At 56.3% G+C, this 19109-nt stretch carries 17 protein-coding genes; 4 read left to right on the top strand and 13 right to left on the bottom strand.

Going from position 1 to position 19109, the window contains the following annotated elements; translation table 11 throughout:
• The first annotated feature begins 72 nt into the window (after positions 1–72).
• Complete coding sequence (locus tag BSY17_RS05060) at positions 73–1149, top strand: FAD-dependent monooxygenase (protein ID WP_237236423.1); 1077 nt, start codon at positions 73–75, stop codon at positions 1147–1149.
• 136 nt (positions 1150–1285) lie between these two features.
• Here BSY17_RS05060 and BSY17_RS05055 read toward each other — a convergent pair whose 3' ends face one another.
• Genes BSY17_RS05055 through hisD form a run of 6 tightly spaced genes read right to left on the bottom strand, consistent with a single transcriptional unit; the run spans position 1286 to position 6177 of the window.
• On the bottom strand, positions 1286–1576 hold the full coding sequence (locus BSY17_RS05055) for an antibiotic biosynthesis monooxygenase family protein (RefSeq protein ID WP_069064673.1): 291 nt from the start codon (positions 1574–1576) through the stop codon (positions 1286–1288).
• A gap of 1 nt (position 1577) precedes the next feature.
• Positions 1578–1979 (bottom strand): VOC family protein, encoded by a 402-nt coding sequence (locus tag BSY17_RS05050; protein ID WP_069064672.1) that lies wholly within the window; start codon positions 1977–1979, stop codon positions 1578–1580.
• An 11-nt stretch (positions 1980–1990) separates the two neighbouring features.
• Entirely contained in the window at positions 1991–3142 is a 1152-nt protein-coding gene (locus tag BSY17_RS05045; RefSeq protein ID WP_069064671.1) for an alpha/beta hydrolase family protein, read from the bottom strand.
• 10 nt (positions 3143–3152) lie between these two features.
• Positions 3153–3920, bottom strand: coding sequence for an SDR family NAD(P)-dependent oxidoreductase (locus tag BSY17_RS05040; RefSeq protein ID WP_069064670.1), 768 nt, complete (start codon positions 3918–3920; stop codon positions 3153–3155).
• On the bottom strand, positions 3917–4849 hold the full coding sequence (locus tag BSY17_RS05035; protein WP_069064669.1) for an alpha/beta hydrolase: 933 nt from the start codon (positions 4847–4849) through the stop codon (positions 3917–3919). Before BSY17_RS05035 ends, BSY17_RS05040 begins: the two co-directional genes overlap by 4 nt.
• Positions 4846–6177: a histidinol dehydrogenase gene (hisD, locus tag BSY17_RS05030; RefSeq protein ID WP_069064668.1), complete on the bottom strand. Its 1332-nt coding sequence runs from the start codon at positions 6175–6177 to the stop codon at positions 4846–4848. Before hisD ends, BSY17_RS05035 begins: the two co-directional genes overlap by 4 nt.
• A gap of 164 nt (positions 6178–6341) precedes the next feature.
• Here hisD and BSY17_RS05025 point away from each other — a divergent pair, with 164 nt between their 5' ends.
• Genes BSY17_RS05025 through BSY17_RS05015 form a run of 3 tightly spaced genes read left to right on the top strand, consistent with a single transcriptional unit; the run spans position 6342 to position 8481 of the window.
• Positions 6342–7286: a fumarylacetoacetate hydrolase family protein gene (locus tag BSY17_RS05025; RefSeq protein WP_069064667.1), complete on the top strand. Its 945-nt coding sequence runs from the start codon at positions 6342–6344 to the stop codon at positions 7284–7286.
• The gene (locus tag BSY17_RS05020) at positions 7279–7947 is read left to right on the top strand and encodes an EthD domain-containing protein (protein ID WP_171899188.1); all 669 of its coding nucleotides are present in this window, start codon (positions 7279–7281) and stop codon (positions 7945–7947) included. The genes BSY17_RS05025 and BSY17_RS05020 overlap by 8 nt, the downstream gene beginning before the upstream one ends.
• A 12-nt stretch (positions 7948–7959) precedes the next feature.
• Positions 7960–8481: a cupin domain-containing protein gene (locus tag BSY17_RS05015; RefSeq protein ID WP_069064665.1), complete on the top strand. Its 522-nt coding sequence runs from the start codon at positions 7960–7962 to the stop codon at positions 8479–8481.
• Positions 8482–9107: 626 nt separating this feature from the next.
• Here the strand turns inward: BSY17_RS05015 and BSY17_RS05010 are convergent.
• The 7 genes from BSY17_RS05010 to BSY17_RS04985 all read right to left on the bottom strand — a co-directional run bounded on the left by BSY17_RS05010 (position 9108) and on the right by BSY17_RS04985 (position 18486).
• Positions 9108–9887 carry a cyclase family protein gene (locus BSY17_RS05010; RefSeq protein ID WP_069064664.1) on the bottom strand — a complete coding sequence of 260 codons (780 nt, stop codon included), beginning with the start codon at positions 9885–9887 and terminating at the stop codon, positions 9108–9110.
• Complete coding sequence (locus tag BSY17_RS05005; protein WP_069064663.1) at positions 9884–11041, bottom strand: alpha/beta hydrolase family protein; 1158 nt, start codon at positions 11039–11041, stop codon at positions 9884–9886. The genes BSY17_RS05010 and BSY17_RS05005 overlap by 4 nt, the downstream gene beginning before the upstream one ends.
• 3 nt (positions 11042–11044) lie before the next feature.
• Positions 11045–11947: a VOC family protein gene (locus BSY17_RS05000; RefSeq protein WP_069064662.1), complete on the bottom strand. Its 903-nt coding sequence runs from the start codon at positions 11945–11947 to the stop codon at positions 11045–11047.
• Positions 11948–11963: 16 nt separating this feature from the next.
• Positions 11964–13079 carry an FAD-dependent oxidoreductase gene (locus BSY17_RS04995; RefSeq protein WP_069064661.1) on the bottom strand — a complete coding sequence of 372 codons (1116 nt, stop codon included), beginning with the start codon at positions 13077–13079 and terminating at the stop codon, positions 11964–11966.
• A gap of 896 nt (positions 13080–13975) precedes the next feature.
• Entirely contained in the window at positions 13976–14608 is a 633-nt protein-coding gene (locus tag BSY17_RS20840; protein ID WP_083217045.1) for a TetR/AcrR family transcriptional regulator, read from the bottom strand.
• 323 nt (positions 14609–14931) lie between these two features.
• On the bottom strand, positions 14932–16053 hold the full coding sequence (locus BSY17_RS04990; protein WP_237236422.1) for an aromatic ring-hydroxylating dioxygenase subunit alpha: 1122 nt from the start codon (positions 16051–16053) through the stop codon (positions 14932–14934).
• A 78-nt stretch (positions 16054–16131) separates the two neighbouring features.
• Positions 16132–18486 (bottom strand): TonB-dependent receptor, encoded by a 2355-nt coding sequence (locus tag BSY17_RS04985; RefSeq protein ID WP_069064660.1) that lies wholly within the window; start codon positions 18484–18486, stop codon positions 16132–16134.
• Positions 18487–19109 lie beyond the last annotated feature (623 nt).

The following is a 19109-nucleotide window of genomic DNA, read 5'->3' as shown; positions in this document are numbered from 1 at the left end:
TCTGCTCTCATGATAAAGAAACGAATTGGGAGCATCGCCACGGCACTTGTCGTTGGTGGAGGGATCGGCGGCATGGCGACAGCCATCAGTCTTGCTGAAAGAGGGGTAGATGTCGAACTCATCGACATCGATCCTGATTGGCGGGTGTATGGAGCGGGAATAACCATAACCGGTCCAACGCTTAGGGCTTACAAACAGCTGGGTATGATCGATGCGATCAAAGCCGAAGGTGCCATTACCAGCACAACGCGGTTGTTTCATTATGACGGCACCCACATGCTGGATCTTGATGAGCCAGCAATAGAAGAGGGGCTCCCGGCTACGGGTGGAATAATGAGACCGGTCCTGCACCGGATCATGCAGGCACGGGTCCGTGAACTCGATATTGCAATTCGCCTGGGGTTGAGCGTCAGTGCACTGGATGTGCTTGAAAATGGAACGGGTGTAACGTTCTCGGATGGGTCAACTGGCAGCTATGACCTTGTGATAGGTGCCGATAGTGTGTTTTCCAGCATCAGGTCCCTTGCATTTCCGCACATGGGCCCTGCCATGCCCACCGGGCAAGGATGTTGGCGCATTTCAATTCGCAAGCCTCCTGGCTTGGAGACAGGGGAATTTTTCCTCGGACACGCAAATCCCTGCGGCATCACCGCATGCGCCCCAGACAAGGTTTACATGTGGATGCTTACGCCCCATGTCGAACGTGAATCACATATGAATGATGACGAATTGTTTGTCACGTTGAAGGGACTGTTGGCCGATTTCGGAGGGAGCGCCGGCTGGATTCGCGACAATATGAGTCCCGAGGACTGGATAAACTACCGCCCGCTGGCAGCAGCACTTCAGCCGAAAAACTGGTTCAACAAGCGCGTCGTTCTGGTAGGTGATGCCGTGCACGCCACCACGCCGCATCTTGCATCGGGAGCGGGCATGGCAGTTGAAAGCGGCATCGTTCTGGCAGAAGAGCTTGCCCGGACAGACGATCTCGGGGAGGCGCTGTTTGCCTATCAAGAGCGACGGTTCGATCGCTGTCGTGACGTGATCGAGACCAGCGTCGCCGTCGGTCAGCTCCAACTTCAACATGGCGATCCCAAAATCCACGCAGAACTTCTGGGTGCTGCTTTGCATCGGCTTAACGCGCCATTTTAATCACGGGCTTTATCTGGGCCCGCCCTACTCCCTGACGTAAGGCCACGAGGTTCGCCACGCGATGCCCATCCTCGAGGCGAAAGAAAAGGGCCGTTCAGCGATGCAGAACGGCCCTTTCTTGATGACGGTTGTCGGTTCAGATAACGGTATTTGTGTGCTCTACCATAGGCGGTGAAGTAAAGAAGTCGCCGACCAGGTTCCGCCATGCCTGAAACCCGTCTGCGTTCCTAAAGTCGACCATATGCGCTTCGACAGTTTCCCAACCAACTATCAACAGATAGCGACCAACGTTCTCGATCGACTTTTGCAACGCAAAAGATACAAAGCCGGGCGCTTCTTCAAAATAGGGTCGGGCCATTTTTACTGCCGCTTCAAAATCAGTAGCCCGAGCTGGGTCAATAATGATAGTCGCAACTTCGTGTATCATCTCAAATCCTCTCAACAAATTCGATTAGATTGCCCGCGCAATCGCGAATGAAACAGCCAGATCCAAATTTCTCCTGTACGATGAGAGCGATGTCCACCTGCTTATGTTTCATTTCCAGCAAAAATTCCGCGAGGTCCGCGATCTGAAACGCAAGATGCTTGTTGCCATGTGTGGCCAAGTCGTCCTTCGGATCCCGGCGATCGCGGGGCAGGGGGGAAGCGCCTTCGACTTCGAATATCTCGAACCGCAGGTGGCCGTTACGCACCATGGCCGTGTGCGATCGCGCAGCCTCTATATAAAAGCGCCGTTCCAGTTGGAAACCAAGCACACGATGATACCATTCGATCGCGTCATCAAGCGAAGGAACGGACACGCCCCCGTGGTGGAACGTGAACTCAGCCATGCTTCAAACTGCTAAAGCATGGCATCGAATGTCTGCGCACACCAATCTGCGATGTAGTTTCGCATTCCCGTGCCATTGTCAGCCCCACAATGTTCGACCTCGAAATCCGCTTTGGTAAAAATACGCAACGTGCGCTTCGGGCTGTTGACTGCCTGATCGTAAGATAGCTGTGCGTTGTAAACGGGTATCTGGCGATCATTCTCGCCATGGGTAATTAGGAACGGCACGCGGATATTCTCAATCTGTCCGTCGAGTGTGATTTGGTCGGCATATTCCAGAAATTCTTCACGTTTCTCGAAGCCAAATACCCACATGACATGGTCCCAATAGTGCGGTACCGGGTTCTCGCCTTCATTCAAGACACGCTCACGCTGGCGCTGACCCCACAGATGGTTCGCTCCCATGACTGCGCAGAGGGCATAGCGTGGATCGTTAGCGGCGATACGCGGTGCATGGTAGCCGCCGAACGACAGGCCGAAAATACCGATTTGAGAATGAATCACATCCGTGCGTGTCAATAAATAATCGAACGCAGGACTGCCCCAGCGTTCTGCGTCGTACACGGCGGGAAGATTGCGCTTGCGGATTGCCTCGCCGGTGCCCGGTTGGTCGAGGAACAGCGTATTCATGCCGCGTTCCAGATTCACTGCGCCATGCCCGGCCATATCGACCTGCTCCTTCATGGAATCGAGGCCGTTTACAGAAACCAAGGTGGGTCGCGGGGTGCCCGAGCCGTCGTGAACGAAAATTGCGGTATAGGCGCTGCCGTCATAGGGAATTTCTACCCGATCAACATGCAGACCGCGCAGTGCGCATCCCTTGTGATAGAGATTGAGCCCTCGATCGTAAGCGGCCCACCGCGGCGCATAGTCCCGACTTTGCAGGCGTTCGGCACCAAGATAGTAGCCCGAGGCACGGAGATACTTTGCACCGGCAGAAAGGCTGAACCCTTCCGCCTCGTCGCGCGCCGCATTCCTGGTGACCTGATCCGCTACCGCAATCCAGCTTTCGAACAATTGTGCGGAACCCGCATCGGCGCCCGATTGTGCGGCCTCCCGCACCGGGCGGCACACTTCGTCCAACTCGCCATGGTTGCCTCCGCAAATCAGCGCGAGATTGATACCCAGGTTCCAGACATAATTACCGGGGAATGGTTCAAACATACAGTAAATCCTATTCAGCGGTCCAGCCGCCATCGACCACGAGACTGGTTCCAGTCATCAGTGCGGACGCGTGTGAGGCAAGAAACAAAACGGCCCCCATCAGATCTTCAGGCTGGCCAATGCGACCGAGCTTGATCTTCGAGAGAACACTGGCTCGAAACACCGGGTCATCGAACATCGGCTTGGTCATCGGCGTTTCGATAAATGTCGGGGCAATTGTGTTCGAACGTATCTTGTAGGGCGCAAGGTCGAGCGCGAAGCTCTTGTTCATACCCTCAAGAGCCCATTTGCTGGCGCAATATAGCGAGCGGTTGGGTCCGCCGACATGGCCCATCTGGCTACCCATGTGGATCAATGACCCTGCCGTGCCAGTTGCAATCATGCGTTTGACGCATGCCTGGGTAACGAAGAATGCAGCTTTCAGGTTCAAACCCAGTACCGCATCATAGTCAGCGTCCGTCACGTCCCACATCGGTTTGGGTCGATTGGTCCCCGCATTGTTGACAAGAATGTGAAACGGTTCGTGCGCGTCGAAAAACGCGTTGACTGCGTCAAGGTCCGACACGTCGAGAGGCTCTGCGCGTGTTCCGTGACCAATAGCGCGGGCAGCAGCGTCAATCTCTTCCGCAGAGCGTGCTACGACCGTCACATCCGCCCCCGCTTCGGCCAGTGCTGCTGCTGCAGCGACGCCAATGCCACGACCCGCGCCCGTTACGATCGCACGCATTCCGTCGAGACGGAAGGAAGGTGTCTTGGGGATTACTGTGCCGGACGTCATAGCGCGATACAGCGGTTGAGGTGTTCGTTGCGCAACTCACGCAATTGTATTGTGACCTTGGCCGTTTCCATTCGGTCAAAGCCATGCGGTGCCCCAGCAAAGATATGTAATGTCGTCGGCACGCCATCCCTGATCAGGCGTTGCGCAAACCCTAGATTCTCGTCGACCACTGGATCAAGTGCCCCAACTGCCAGGAATATGGGAGGCAGCCCAGTAAGGTTTTCAGCTCGGCCGGGTGCCGCGTAGAGGGTAACGTGATCTGTTTCAACACCACGAAGGTAGCTTGTCCATGCGAACCGGATATGACTGGCACTAAGGCCAATTGAACCCGCGTAAGGATGCGCAGGCCTTGAGATTGCCCGGTCGTCAAGCGGCGAATAGACCATCGACAGCCCGACAATGCCGTGGTCATCCCCGTCGTCCCTGCATCGAAGAGCAACACCAGCGGCGATGTTCGCGCCCGCACTTTCACCGGCCAGCACAATCCGATCCGCGTCAAAGCCCTGATCTTGGGCAGCAGATCGCACCCAGCGCAACGCAGCCATCACGTCCTGATGCGCTGCGGGAAACGGGTATTCCGGCGCAAGCCGATAATCGACCGAAACCACGGCGCAAGATGAGTTGCGTGCCATATCCACCAGCGTCGAGCCACTAGTCTCCGGCGTGCCGAATATCCACCCGCCAGGGTGAGCATGGACTACAACCGGCGTCAGTTCGGTTGCGTCAAGCGGCCTGACCACCACGATTCTGAGTGTCGTTCCGTCCGCCCTGTCAAGGTGATGCGCCTTAACGTCCACACCAGCTCTGGCGATTGGCGAGCCTGCCATCGCCTGACGCAGGATGGGAATAGTTTCGTCCGAAAAGGCAGGCGTCGGCACATCTATAAACAGCGGCGCGAGCTGCGGATCAAGGAGCGATTGGGGGGTCATACGCGCGTCAGTTCGCTGGGTTCTGCTTGCCCTGCATAGGGCACATTGCGGCCACCATAGCGTCTCACGCGAATATTTGCCTGTTCCCCGTGACCGGCAAAGCCTTCTAGCCCGCACAGGCGGCTGCAATATTCGCCAACAAGTGCCGACGCCTCGTCCGTCGTCACTTTCTGATAAGTGCAGGTCTTAAGGAACTTCCCAACCCACAGACCGCCAGTGTAGCGCGCAGCTTTTTTGGTAGGCAAGGTGTGATTGGTGCCGATTACCTTGTCGCCGAAACTGACGTTAGTGCGCGCTCCCAGAAACAATGCGCCATAATTGGTCATGGTGTGCAGGAAATAATCGGGATCGGCGGTCATGACCTGCACGTGCTCGCTGGCAATGTCATCAGCGATGCGGACCATTTCCTCGTAACTCTCGGCAACGATCACCTCACCAAACGTCTCCCAGGCTTTGCGGGCATAATCGGCCGTCGGCAGGATCTGGAGCAGGCGCTCAATCTCAGCCATAGTTGCGCGCGCGAACTTTTCGCTGTTCGTTAGCAAGACGCCGGGACTGTCGGGACCATGTTCGACCTGCCCCAGAATATCGGTTGCAGCCAGTTCAGGATCGCAGCCTATTTCATCTGCGATGATGAGCGTTTCGGTGGGACCTGCAAACAGATCAATCCCGACACGGCCAAACAGTTGCCGCTTTGCTTCTGCAACAAAGGCGTTGCCAGGGCCAACCAGTATATCGACCGGATCAATGCTTTGGGTACCAATGGCCATTGCGCCGATCGCCTGTATACCCCCAAGTGCGTAGATCGCATCTGCGCCTGCCATAGCTTGCGCGGCAACGATTGCGCGGGCAGGCTTGCCCTGAAAGGGCGGCGCGCAGGTAACGACGCGCTTAACGCCTGCCACCTTGGCGGTAATTACGCTCATGTGCGCGCTCGCGAGCAGGGGATATTTGCCGCCTGGAACATAGCAGCCTGCCGCATTTATCGGCACATTTTTATGACCCAGCACCACTCCTGGCATGGTTTCAACTTCGACATCCAGCATAGAGTTGCGCTGCACCTGCGCGAAGTTGCGTACCTGCGCCTGCGCGAATTCGATGTCCTTGCGTTCCTGCGGCGACAGACTGTCAACAGCGGCACTGATCTCCGCGTCTGACAAGCGATAATCCTCGCGATCCCATCCGTCGAACTTGATGCTCATTTCACGAAGGGCGGTATCGCCGCGTTGTTCAATGTCGCTCAGCGCGGCTTCTACGATGTCGCGTACCTTGCGATCGGCTTGCGCTTTGACGTCCGCAGCCTCGCCACGCTTCAACCATTGGGCCATGGTGCTCTCCCGGAATGTTAATTAATCGTGCGGATGCCTTTGCATGAGGAGACCTGTGCCGACCATCAGATAGTATCGATGCAACGCTATCGACCAAATGCCTTTGTCTTCGCCGCGCAGCTTCCATAACGACAGCGACGACAGCTAGACGGGAGAGAGCAAAGATGCGGCTGGCCACCCTGCGCGATGGTTCGAAAGATGGGAGACTTGTTACAGTCTCACCCGATGGGCTACATTATTCCCCCGCTCCGGCGAGAACCATGCAGTTAGCCCTTGAGCAATGGCAATCCATTGCGCCCGATCTCTGGGCTGATACCAAATTTGAAGAGCCGCTCGATGTTAGCGCGCTTTCTGCGCCCTTGCCGCGCGCATGGCAATGGCTCGACGGGTCAGCTTTTCAGAGCCATGGTGATCTGATGTGCCAAGTGCTTGGCATGGATCCTATCGAGACAACAGTTCCCCTCATGTATCAAGGCGTATCTGATACTTTTTATGGCCCCCTCGATGACGTAAAGTTTCCTGATGAATCGCTCGGCATAGATTTTGAGGGTGAGTTCGGCGTGATCGTCGATGCGGTTCCGATGGGCGCCACCGCCGCTCAAGCAATGCATCATATCAAGTTGATCGTGCAGATCAACGATTGGTCGCTGCGAGCGCTTGCCGGCCCTGAAATGAAGACGGGGTTTGGTTGGGTGCAGGCGAAGCCGCCATGTACAATGGCACCATTTGCAATCACACCAGACGAACTTGGCGCAAACTGGCGGAATGGGCGGGTCTGCCTGGATCTGAACGTAGCATGGAATGGTGCACATTTCGGCAGCGCAAATGGCGAACCGATGGGGCACGGCTTTCACGAACTGGTGGCCCACGCTGCCCGTACTCGCGATCTTGTGCCTGGTACGGTCATAGGCTCTGGGACAGTTTCCAACGCCAATTTCCGCGAAGTAGGCTCATCCTGCATTGCTGAACGACGGGGAATTGAAGTGATCGATTTGGGCGAGGCGAAAACGAGTTTCATGAAATTCGGTGACAGTGTGCGGATGGAGGGCGTCGATGCTCAGGGCCGCGCACCCTTTGGGACCATCGCACAGCGTGTTGTCCGTGGCTGAAGGGCTTTCTGACCCCGCGCCGGTCAAGCTTGTCATCTTGCCATGCACCTGTCCTGGTCTGAGCAGGGCAGGGCTTCGTTACCATCTTGAGTCAATCCACGGCCCGATGGTTGTGGATGAACCAGATGTTTCCAGGCGCTTTACCACTTACGTGCATCACTACGTGCGCGATCTGCCATCGCGAGACGACTCGATCCTTGAGGATCGCGATGCTGTTACGATCATCCGTACGCCGACCATGGCTGACCTCGCCATGTCAAAATCCAATGCCGCCTATCGTGACCGTATTGGACCAGATGAAGACAATTTTCGTGAAATTGAAGGCTCAGTTGCCTTGCTTGCCCACGAGATTGAAGTTGCGCCGTATGCGGATGAAGCGCCGGCTAAATTATTCATCTTTCGTGATGCTGCACTCGATCTTGGATCGGGGTGGGCTGAGGAGTTGAGTAAAATAGTCGCTGACAAGAACCTGCATGGCGCGGTCGTCAACGACGCGAAAGTCATTGAAGGTCATTTCCCCTATGCGCAGTTTGACGAAATCGGGTTGTCAAAAGGGTGTGATATTCCCGAGCTAGTAGCCGTCATCGGTGCAGCCGCACTCGCACATTTCGGAGCGGCAGATACAAAAATTCTGCTCACCGAACCTGTCCGTTTTATCTAAGTTGGAGCTTTTATGGAATTGTCTGATTCAGGACTTCCGCCCGTACAGCGGGTTGTTACCGGTCATAATGGAGATGGCCGCGCGGTGTTCAAGTCCGAAGATATTTCACCTACCAAATTCATCCCGTCGGGTGATGCGTCGTTTTTGCTGATCTGGACCACGAAAACCGTGCCTGCGGACAATAATGATGAAACTGATGGTCGTCACCGCGACGCGGGGCTGACGCTCGAAGGTGGATCTGTAATCCGTATCGTGGACATGCTACCGGGAAAAGAAAGCCCAATGCATCGCACAAACTCGATTGATTATGGCATTGTTCTTGAGGGTGAAATTGAATTGGAGCTGGAGGATGGAGCGCGGAAAACAATTGAGCAGGGCGGCATCATTATCCAGCGCGGCACCAATCATCTGTGGCGGAACAAGACCGAACGAGTGTGTCGTATCGCCTTCATCCTGATTGAGGCGCCAGCGTACATCCATAATGGTGCGCCGCTGCCGGAGGACAAGCCTGAAGCAACACCAGATTATCGATGAGCCATCGGCCATAAACCGCTTATTTCTTTGTCCAGCAAATCAGCCATTGTCACCGGTCTAACACGTGGCATTGGCCGCGCGGCGGAAACGTTAACTGCTACAGGTGCCCGCGTTGTGATTCGAACGACAATCAGGACGACATCATCACTATTTCGGAAGCTTCTGGTACACCAGGATTGGCTGTGGAAAAAGAGATGAAGTACAGCTCGACGCTCTCGCCGCTTTGGTTCGTGTGGGGACTGAGGCGCTGGATGTTCTGTACTGAATTGCAGCCATTGCTGGCAAGGTGGGCACCGTTGCGGATATTGATTGAATGGCTATAATCGAGAAGTTCCTATAAATTTGCGCGGTCAGATAGTCCGTTTTAACTATGCAGCGCCGCATATTGCGACATGCGTGGACGACACGATCATGCTCAAGACTCTGCGGGAATGGCCGAACAAGGCCTGGGCGTTGGTCAAACCCGGAGGTGCTCAGCTCGCGCAGAACTCCGCTTTGGAAGGGGAGCCTTCTGGGATCCGAACCAAAGCCATCTCGCCCCATTACGTTGCACTACCTTGCCGGCAGCTGCTTGAGGACCAGCACTTCAGAAGACCCGGATGGTAAGGATACCGCTCCGCGAGCCATTAATCTTCGATGATTGCGACTGCGCGGGTCCATCCAGCCGACGCGCCCTTGATCTTGTGAGGGAAACAGCTGACGATGAAGCCATGCGGGGGTAATGCCTCGAGATTGTGCAGCTTTTCAAGGTGACAGTAGCCGATCTCGCGTCCGGCCTTGTGGCCCTCCCAGATGAGCGATGTATCGCCGGTTTCCATAACTTTCTGCGCCGTGTAGCGAAACGGCGCGTCCCAGCTCCAAGCATCCGTGCCGGTCACCCGTACGCCGCGGGACGTAAGGTACATCGTTGCCTCATAGCCCATGCCACAGCCACGGTTCACGAAATCGGGGTCCCCCAACGCACCGCCGGCAGCCGTGTTTACAAGAACGATGTCAAACGGCTGCAGGCTATATCCGATACGCGCCAACTCGGCTTCAACATCGTTCGCGGTCGCTACGTAGCCATCGGCGAAGTGTCGGAAGTCCAGTTTGACCCCCGGCCGGAAGCACCAGTCCAGCGGGATTTCGTCGATCGTCATAGCTGGATTGCCACCATCCTGCGTCGGGTGGAAATGCCATGGCGCATCAAGATGCGTACCGTTGTGCGTAGAAAGCGTAATCGTTTCGGCGGCCGCAAATCCTTCGCCCCCAGGGACTTCCTCCGCAGTTACTCCGGGAAAGAAATGGCCCATTTCCGGCATCGTTTCTCGGTGTGAACTGTATTGAATGTGTGGACGCATGAAAGGCGGGTCTGTGATGACATCATTCTCAAGCGTGATCGAGATGTCTATGAAGCGTCGCGTCATGAGGTTGCTCCGCCCAAGGTCTCGGCAAACCAGTCGGCGATCAGGTCGCGACCGAAGGACATGTTGTCCGCGCCTACATGCTCGATGCCACCTTCGCGGGGCGTGAAAATCTTGAGCTTGGCTTTTGAGCTGTTTGTAAGTTGTGCATAAGCTTGATGAGCATATTCGACGCCGATCTGGCGGTCATTTGCACCGTGCGTGACCAGGAATGGAACTTTGATCCTTTCCATATGCCCATTGAGATTCATATCGGCCGTCTTTGCATGGAAATCTTCCATATCGCTGGCGCCGAACACCCACATGACATGCGCCCAGTAGTGAGGCACCGGATTTTCACCTTCCTGGCGCAAGCGTTTCTGCTGGACTTCGGCCCAGTTGTGATTGGCGCCCCAGCAGGCCCCCGACGCAAAGCGCGGTTCATAAGCAACGGCGCGCGGCGCATAGTGGCCGCCCAGCGAGATTCCTGTCATTCCTATGCGGCTAGGATCAATATCCTTTTGTGTTTCGAGCCAGTCGACCGCGCGTGACGCCCATTGCTCACTGTGGGGCGTTGCAGGCAGGTTTTGGAGTCTCAGGGCCTCCCCTGTGCCGGGCTGGTCAACGCAAAGAGTAGAGATACCACGCTGCGCAAGCGCTTGCGGCAGCCCAGACCAATACAGCAGCTCTTTGCAACTATCTAATCCATTACAATAGACGACTGCTGGCTTTTGGCCGCCACCAGGCGCTCTGGTCCATAAAGCTGGCATCGTGCCGGTTTGCAAAGGGATCTCGACCCGAACGCAGTTGGCTTTGGAAAGTGCCATGCCGCGATCAAAACAATCTCGAGCGCGCTTGAAGGTTTCGGTACGTCCCGGAGTGCCATGCGCCTGCATACGCTCACCGTTCAGCAAATAAAGTGCAGCCCGCTCAAGTTTGACGCCTGCCGACAGGATGCGGCCGTGAGCTTCGTCCTCAATGGCCAGTTCAATCAGCGTGTCGGCCTTGGCCATCCATGCCTTCATGAACGCTTCAGTACCGTTGTCGGCGCTTGATCCTGCTGCATCCTTGGCCGCTGCGATGATGTCGACGATCTCGCCAACCCGCGCGCCAGACTCCATCGCAATAGCGACAGACAGGTTCCAGATATAGTTGGGGAAAGGCTCAAAAAGGGCCATGGATCAGCCCTCCACCGACTGGAATAGGCCACTATCGGCTTCAGGATGAGGCATGGTTTGCGGGCCGCCCACACCGATGCCCCATTGGTCCATCAGCAGCGGGGAGGGGGCATGCACCTTTGGTTCCCAGGTTGCCTCGTCAACAACTTCGAGCTCGGAAGTATACTCGACGGCAAAGCCGGACGGCGTTACAAAATAGCTGAAAGTATTGTTGCCTGCGGTGTGGCGTCCAGGACCCCATCGGATGTCGACAGCTTTTTCCCGTAACCGATGAATGCCGCGCATCATTCCATCAACGCCCTCCATGTCATAGGCAACATGATTGAGGCAAGCCGGTCCAGGGAGGATCGCGATACGGTGGTGAGCCGAGTTGCAGCGCAGGAAGCTCATGAAATCGCCAATCCAGTCTGATAGGCGGAAGCCCAGTATGTCGATGAACCACTGCGTGAGGGCCTTGTGGTCGGGAGAGTGCAGAACAATGTGACTGATTTTCACGGGGACGCCGTCCCAGCGCGCAACCGCCACGGCCGCACCGGGGGTGACATCGCTCGAAATTTCAAATGGTAGGCCGTCGGGCGAAAAAAAACGAAAGCCATAGCCACCGCCCGGCGATGCAAGGTCTTGCGGCTTAGAAATGATTGTTGCCCCCGAAACAGAAACCTTTGTGTGCAGTGCGTCGACATCCTCCCGACTGTCAGCTGCCAAAGAGATCACATCAATCCGTTTCATGTCGGCCCGACGTAAACGCACGACGTGGTGCTCGAATGCGCCCTTGGCCTTGAAATAGGCCATGCCATCATGTGAGGGTACAAGATCGAGGCCCCATTTGGAGGCATAGAAATCGACCTCGGCGTCGAAGTCGGGCGTGGCGTACCCAACATAGCGAATTTCGGTGACACGGCTCATGACGGCTGTCCTTCGATCAAATAGATTGCGCGATGACTTCGAACATCGCTTTGGTGGCTGCTGCCTGCTCGACGACCGGACCAGTCCCAATCTGTCCGAGGCAGAGCGAAAGTGAGGTCTCTACGATAAATTTGCATCGCGCGTGTCTTCGCGCGCGATAGGCGACAAAAGCCTCGTCGGGCGTGTTGGCCCGATCGATCTCATCCGCCAGCACAAGACTGTCCTCAATGGCCATTCCTGCGCCTTGCCCTAAGTGCGGCGTCGTTGCGTGAACAGCATCGCCAAGCAGGACAGTGCGACCCTTGTGCCAGTCGCCGCTTAGAAAGAGCGTCTCGAGAGGCTTGTAAACCACAGCAGAATCATCGGTTATCTGTGTCGCCAGTTTCGAGATCGCAGCAGGCATGCCGACCAACTTGCCTCGCATAGTTGCAGCAAGGCCCTCCACGGGATACCGTGGATTTTCCGGCTCGGGAGTGGTGACAAACATGTACATCAGATCTGAGGATAGAGGAACAAGCCCAGCACCTACCGCGCCTTCATATGCCTGAAGACAGTCAAGTTCATGGGGTTTCGAAAAGTTATAGCGCCACACCGCTTGCCCTGTGAACGCCGGTTTGGGTGCGTCGGGAAATGTCTGTTGCCTGGTGCGGGAGTATAGTCCGTCGGCCCCGATCACTATATCGAACCGCTCTGAACCTCCGTGCGAGAGGCGTACTGTGACCTGGGTTCCGTCGTCTACAAGACCTTCGGCCGTAACACCCAATCGAACATTGGCTCCTGCCGCCTGTGCCTGCTGACCAAGAACGGTATGTAATGCTCGCCGTCCGATTCCGACGCTTGCCGGATAGCCCTCGACTAGCTTGGGTGATGGAATGCGTGCAACCTTCCGTCCTGTCGGTGTGAATATTTCGACAAAATCAAAGCCGAACCCGGCGTCAAGATATTCGTCGATTATGCCCAATTGCTTTACCGCACGAATGGCATTGCCCTGCTGGATGATTCCCACGCCGTAGACGGACCAATCTGGATCCTTTTCGATAATCGTTACTTGGTGGCCCGAGCGACAAAGAGCAATCCCCGAAGTCAGGCCGCCGATTCCGCCCCCGACGATGAGTATATTTTGGTTTTGCAAGGCACTGTTCTCCCACGCACCTCATATGATGCGAGTAGATGTCACCCAAATTGATAGTGTTGATAGATTGCTACCTGCCCTGCAAATAGCTACCGGCTAACCCACTAGTCTCATGAATTTGTTGACATAGGTGTTTGAGGGTTGCGGTCTGGACGGTGGGTCTGATGGCTCCGTGCTTACTATCCCTGTGGTCGAACGAAGCTTGGCAGGCGATTGAACCTCAATGCTGAAGTTGCAGGCCATGCCGCTTCGTATGCGATAGACGCGCTTTAGATCAGGCACTGCGCGCGCAATCAGTCCTTCTGTCACTGTCAACCATGGGGACGCGGCATCGAGCGAGGTGAATGCCTTTTTTGCCTGCGACCCGGGACACGGTCTTGCCCCCGTAGCTCGAATGTTTCTTGCCCAGTAGGCGCTACAGCTGGCAAACTTGCATCTCAGTCGCGCGGAAGGCTGTTGCGATAACTAGATCTTCGCTGACCGCGGCGACCGTGAGCGCGCCCCGAATCATCAGCCGTCGCCAAGCGAAGAGCTAGTTGCCCCAGATGCCGCGGCGGTGGGCGCGACCCTCGGCACCGACCTGTATGGCGAATAGGTGCGCTCGACTATGCGACTCCTCTCCTCCGTGCCGCGCTGGGGGCATTCCGCCGAGGCAATGATCTCCGCCCGATCATAGGTTCCGGACAAACCGTTATTTCACGCGCGATACCCGCTCAGGCGATATTGGGACTAATACAAAAAGCAATCATTGCTAGTTCCGCCGCCGATGAAGACTGAGCCGCACAAACGATTTTCAGTTTCGACACAATATACTGACGGAAACAGTAGCTGTGCGTATCTGATCATTCGGCCTGAACGGGCCTGCTATCAAACGCTGTTCGCGCTTTCACCATTTTCTATGTCGAGAATGTAAGGAGAAAATATTTGGCAAAGGCTGATGCATCCGCTTTTATTTCTTCAGGCTGGGGCACTGACACACCCCATAAACAACGGTTCTGTAGCCCGCTGCACATGTTAATCAACATATTGGCCATTCTCTCAGCGCCCTCATCCCGCAATCGGGCGGCTCGAATATGATAGGCTATGAATTTACTGAGGGTGGCTTGGGTAGGATGAGCCGCTAACGCATAAAAAATCTTTCCGACTTCAGGAAAGCGGGCGCTTTCTGCGACAACCAATCGCCAAGTGGCGAGTGCTTCCGGCGCCACGACCTTTGTCATTAGGCTTCGACAAAAACCGCTCAGCGCGTCTTCCAGGTCGCCCGTCAATGACAATTCCGCCTTCACCTCCTCGCGAAACGTTCTGGTGGCGTCTTCCACAACTGCTGCAAAAAGTTCCTCCTTGGAACGGAAATAGCTCCAAATCGTCGTTTTTGATCCCCCAAGTGTTTTGAGAAGGCCCGACATAGATGTAGCGGCGTAACCTTCCTCGAGAAAAGACCTGCGGGCAGCAGCTAGGATAGCGCATCGGCGGTCTTGCTTGCGTTGTTCACGGCGTCCAGGGGCGGGTGCGACAGACATATCAGTCATAGGCCTATTATGGTCAACGGCTCCGCACGTTGGACATTATTCGCTTCTTTCTCCAAGCAGTAGTGAGGCTTACCTAGCCCTGCACCGCCTTTCGCGCCGCGGATGTGACGCAAGGCCGCAATAAGTCGCTCAGCCCTTTGTAGCGCAACCTGCCCCTATAATAGCCGCATCAAAGTCGATGAGGAGGGCGGTCAATGCAGCGTCGTGAGAGCAGATGGAAAGCAATGAACGCGGGTTGGCGAAATCGCATCAGCATCACAGGTGGCCAGTTCCTTTGTAGTGAAAAGTAGCAGTAGGGCGTGTTGTTCGGTTGGTCGGCGATGCTAGACCGGGATGGTCTTTTCTTCCAGAACGGGCCCAGCGCCGCCCTCTCGTTGTTCCGCAACTATCATAGCTGCCAGTTTGCGTCTGACCCGGACAGCCCCGGCGTCAACCTTGAGCAAGAGGGGATCAAGCTCCCACAGATCCGGCGTGCCCATGCGCAGCTGCTGGTCCTCCAGCATAGGCTTGTCTTCGTCCTGAAATGCGCCGGTGATGGCACCTCGCAGCAGTTCTGAAAATTCGGCACTGTCCAGCATGAAGCGACGCGTGTTGCACACGAAATAGTGTGTGGTCGTGGACGTCTCCGGGACCATGTTGTGCAGCGTATAGGCTTCGTCAGCCCTTTCACGCGGCACGCCGGTCGGTTTGGCTGACGTACCCAATACCATGAGCGCGGGGGCATGCCATCTGACCTGGGTCCAGATGTCCGCCTTCCCGGTCGGTACGATCGGCTTGTAAGCAGGCGGCGGATCACAGGCGATTGCCTGCCATTCGCTGACGAGAGCATCGCCTTCTTCCCAAATGCTCGCTTTGCTCCCGGTCATTATCCCGCCCAAGCTTGTCGGGTGGAGATAGTCCGTGTGGCTAAGGTCGAGAATGTTGTCTGCCGCCAGCTCGTAGTTCGCTTTGGTCGGCATATACATGTGGATCTGCGCAGCTGCGGGCGTTTCATCGATAAATGAGAGATCCGGCAGCGCGGAAGGATCAGCTTTTTCCGCGTCACCCATCCACACCCAGATGGCCGTATGGCGTTCCATCACCGGATATGCTCGCACCCGCATTCTCGACGTGATCGGACCGTGCGGGTTGTCAAGACAATGGCCGTCCTTTCCGAAAGAAAGGCCATGATAGCCGCAGGTTATGCCACGTTCGCTGATCGTGCCCCGGGACAGCGGAGCGAAACGATGCGGGCAGCGATCAAAGAGTGCGTGCAGTTGCCCGTCACCCGACCGAAATACAACTATGGGTTCTTCCAAAATGGTCCGAGCTAGCCGTTGACCACCTTCAAGATCCGTCGACCAACCTATCTGATACCAGCTCTGACGCAACCAAGTCATGACGTTCTCCAGCGGCTTGATCGGCACGACGGGTTGCTCGAAACTTTCGAAATCGGCAACCCGCAATCCGCTAAGTCCAGTGTTAATGAGTTCTGTCCGCCATCGCCTCGGGAAACCCGTGATGGTAGGAATCAGGGGAACCGATCAGAACTCGAAGTTTGCCCGCACTCCATAAACCCGCGGGGGCGAAACCACATTGTAGGCGGTCTGCAGTACCGGTCGAGAGACGGACGCCGCAATGAGAGCATTGCCCTCGATATTGTTGACGAAGCCTGTCAATGACCAGCGTCCAAGTGGCGCGCGAATAGTCACCGACGCATCACTCTGCATGTAGCTGCCCTGCCGCTGCTCTGGCAGATATTCGAGTGAAACGTAGTAAGCGCTCGAGAGGCGGCTGCGGCCATTTAAGATCAATTGGTAGTCGCTCCCCAGTTCAATTGTATGTTCGTATGCAACAGTACCGCTCCATTTCGGTGCATTGAGACCGGATTTTCCGGCGCAATCGACGCCGAAGAGGCGGGCCGGTGCCGCGACAGGCAGCGACGTGTTTGGCGTGACGCTGCATCCGCTGCGCAGAGGGGTGCCGCCGGCCGAAATCGCAACATAACTCAACGAGGTGTACTTCGTATTGTTGTACAACCCGTTTATTGACAGGATGCCGCCTGGCACAATCGCGTACTGCATTTCGGCTTCGACACCATAGAAACGCGCATCGCCTGCGTTGACGGTGACGCCGCCCGAGGCATATGTGCCCGGCACGATCTGCACGGGACCGACAAAACTGATCTGCTGGTCTTTGTAGTCCCAGTAAAAGGCTTCAATGTTCATCTGCAGGCGGTTGTCTAGGAAGCGGTTTTTGGTTCCGATAGTATAGGCGGTGAGCTTTTCGGGATTGAAGGTGTTGGCCACGCTGCCGACATAGAAGCCGCCAGCCTTGAACCCGGTCGCTACGTTCGCATAGGCAAGCGACTGGGGGCCTAGATCCACTTCAATACCGGCCTTCCACGTAAACCTGGATTCGTTCTGTTCACCACGCGATATTGCGGAGGCTGTCAGCCCAGCAGGACCATAGAGTTGGACCGGGGTCACCTGCGTCTTCTTCTCGTCAGTGTATCGGCCGCCAGCCACGATACGAAGCGCATCGCTGACATCGAAAGTAAACTGGCCGAACAGGGCCTTGCTCGTGGTTTCCAGCTGTGGCTGGACCAAGGTATTTGAGATCCGCCCTTGGTAGAAGGCGTTCGCGGCGTCCTGCTCCTCCTTAAAGGCATAAGCGCCAACTACGTAACGCAAGCGCTGGTCCTGCTTGGATGAAAGCCGGACTTCTAGGGATGTTTGATCTGTATCCTCGTCGGCGATGCCGCGGAAGCCAAATGTATAAAAACGGCTGTTGACCTCTGTCCGACGATAGGCGGGTAGAACGGTCAAGTCGGCAAAGCCAAGATCGGCCTGTACGGTGAGCGCGACGCCATAAAAGCTCGAATCGTTGAAACCGTCATCCTGCGGGGGCACGACGAAGCCGTTTGCAAGGAAAGTGCCGGCCGGCGCTGGCGAAAGCGAAAGCGCCGCGATACTACGCGGATCGGCGCCACCAATGCGGTCTTTCAATCGAGGAGCCGCGTAGCCCGGATAGGCAAAGCCGGAGGAATTGCCGAAGGCTGAGCCCGGCGCAAGCACACCGCCAACACCCTTCCCGCCAAGGTGGAAGTAATCGGCGACCAACAATGCCGAAAAGCGGCTGCTTGGCTCAACGAGCACGGACATGCGCAAAGCCTGGCCGACCTCGTCCTGGTAGCCGTCCGACAGATAGCCGTCACGATCCACGACCTGTCCTGCAAGCCGGACAGCCCCCATGTCACCCACCGGCACGTTTATCGCGGCCAGCAAGCGCTTGGAATCATAGTTGCCGTACTCTGCGGTCACGTTACCGCCGAACTCACCGAGTTTGGGACGTTGCGGGAGCACGTTAATTGCACCGCCAGTGGCGTTGCGGCCGTAGAGCGTTCCTTGGGGCCCCTTGACCACCTCGACCCGCTCGAGATCGTAAAAAGTGCCTGATGTCGCATTCGGACGAGCGATATAGACACCCCCGTAATTGAGCGCGATCGGATTCTCGCCGAATGCGTTCGCCTGTAGCGTGCCTACGCCGCGCAAGTAAAATGCGGTGCTGGAGCCGCCGGTCGGTGTGACTACCAGCGACGGGACGAGGCGGCCGAGCGCTGCTGTATCGGTCACGCCCGCATTGACGATGGCGTCGCCTGAGACCGCCGAAACAGCCACTGCCGCACGTTGGAGGTTTTCAGCCCGGCGCTGCGCCGTAACGACGATGTCCGCTAGTCCGCCTGACACCGCAGACTGGTCGTCAGCGAGTTGCCCATCCGCTTGTGCGTTTGCCGAAGGATCAGCCATCTTGTCCGCAGACGGCGCCTGCGCATTCGCGCCCGGCGACAATATCAACGCTGATGCCAGCGTGGTCGTACAAAATAGAATCTTGCGCAAGTCTAGTCCTCCCCTGAGAATGCCCTGGCTCCTTAGAAGCCAATTTTCTTGCGAACATTATGCACGGCTAGTTTGCGCAGCACCAACCGATACGACAGCTAAATAGCTATCGATATCGTGGATTTCGGAGCGCGTGTTACCAGCCAGCTTCATTCCCGTTGGCAAGCGATAACAGAGTCAGCCTTTCTTATATTGAAGGAAGCCCACCGGGATGGTGCCGGATTGGCTAGCAGTCACACCCCCACAGTGGCTATGTTCGGTGACGTGTCAGCCTTGTACGTGCGCCACAATGCAAAGGCTGCTGTTACCAAGAAATGCCTGTACGATCCCCCGTTCAACCGCAGTTATGTTGTATTGGCAGCGCACAAAGTGATGCGGAGGATGGTGTCAGACTCGGCCTGTAGAACGCCAGCAATTTGCCGGGTGCGGCGGTTTGAAACCATCCATCCGTATCGAAACCGGCACATTATTCCCCGCGAACAACACCAATGGCGGGTTGAGCCCGGACGATCTCTTTTACGGCGTCACGGCTAGCTGGTTTATCGAGCGGACTATCGTGTACCTGATCTGCCCCCTGCGGAGTGGCCCAGAGACTATGATAGTCTGGACCACGAAAGGGACAT

It is taken from the genome of Sphingobium sp. RAC03 (assembly GCF_001713415.1).
GTDB lineage: Bacteria > Pseudomonadota > Alphaproteobacteria > Sphingomonadales > Sphingomonadaceae > Sphingobium.
This window is presented reverse-complemented; position numbering and strand designations above follow the sequence as displayed.

What these genes read in the sequence shown, in the direction of transcription:
- BSY17_RS05060 (WP_237236423.1), top strand. Translation starts at nt 73, where the DNA reads ATGGCGACAGCCATCAGTCTTGCTGAAAGAGGGGTAGATGTCGAACTC.
- BSY17_RS05055 (WP_069064673.1), bottom strand. Translation starts at nt 1,576, where the DNA reads ATGATACACGAAGTTGCGACTATCATTATTGACCCAGCTCGGGCTACT.
- BSY17_RS05050 (WP_069064672.1), bottom strand. Translation starts at nt 1,979, where the DNA reads ATGGCTGAGTTCACGTTCCACCACGGGGGCGTGTCCGTTCCTTCGCTT.
- BSY17_RS05045 (WP_069064671.1), bottom strand. Translation starts at nt 3,142, where the DNA reads ATGTTTGAACCATTCCCCGGTAATTATGTCTGGAACCTGGGTATCAAT.
- BSY17_RS05040 (WP_069064670.1), bottom strand. Translation starts at nt 3,920, where the DNA reads ATGACGTCCGGCACAGTAATCCCCAAGACACCTTCCTTCCGTCTCGAC.
- BSY17_RS05035 (WP_069064669.1), bottom strand. Translation starts at nt 4,849, where the DNA reads ATGACCCCCCAATCGCTCCTTGATCCGCAGCTCGCGCCGCTGTTTATA.
- hisD (WP_069064668.1), bottom strand. Translation starts at nt 6,177, where the DNA reads ATGGCCCAATGGTTGAAGCGTGGCGAGGCTGCGGACGTCAAAGCGCAA.
- BSY17_RS05025 (WP_069064667.1), top strand. Translation starts at nt 6,342, where the DNA reads ATGCGGCTGGCCACCCTGCGCGATGGTTCGAAAGATGGGAGACTTGTT.
- BSY17_RS05015 (WP_069064665.1), top strand. Translation starts at nt 7,960, where the DNA reads ATGGAATTGTCTGATTCAGGACTTCCGCCCGTACAGCGGGTTGTTACC.
- BSY17_RS05010 (WP_069064664.1), bottom strand. Translation starts at nt 9,887, where the DNA reads ATGACGCGACGCTTCATAGACATCTCGATCACGCTTGAGAATGATGTC.
- BSY17_RS05005 (WP_069064663.1), bottom strand. Translation starts at nt 11,041, where the DNA reads ATGGCCCTTTTTGAGCCTTTCCCCAACTATATCTGGAACCTGTCTGTC.
- BSY17_RS05000 (WP_069064662.1), bottom strand. Translation starts at nt 11,947, where the DNA reads ATGAGCCGTGTCACCGAAATTCGCTATGTTGGGTACGCCACGCCCGAC.
- BSY17_RS20840 (WP_083217045.1), bottom strand. Translation starts at nt 14,608, where the DNA reads ATGACTGATATGTCTGTCGCACCCGCCCCTGGACGCCGTGAACAACGC.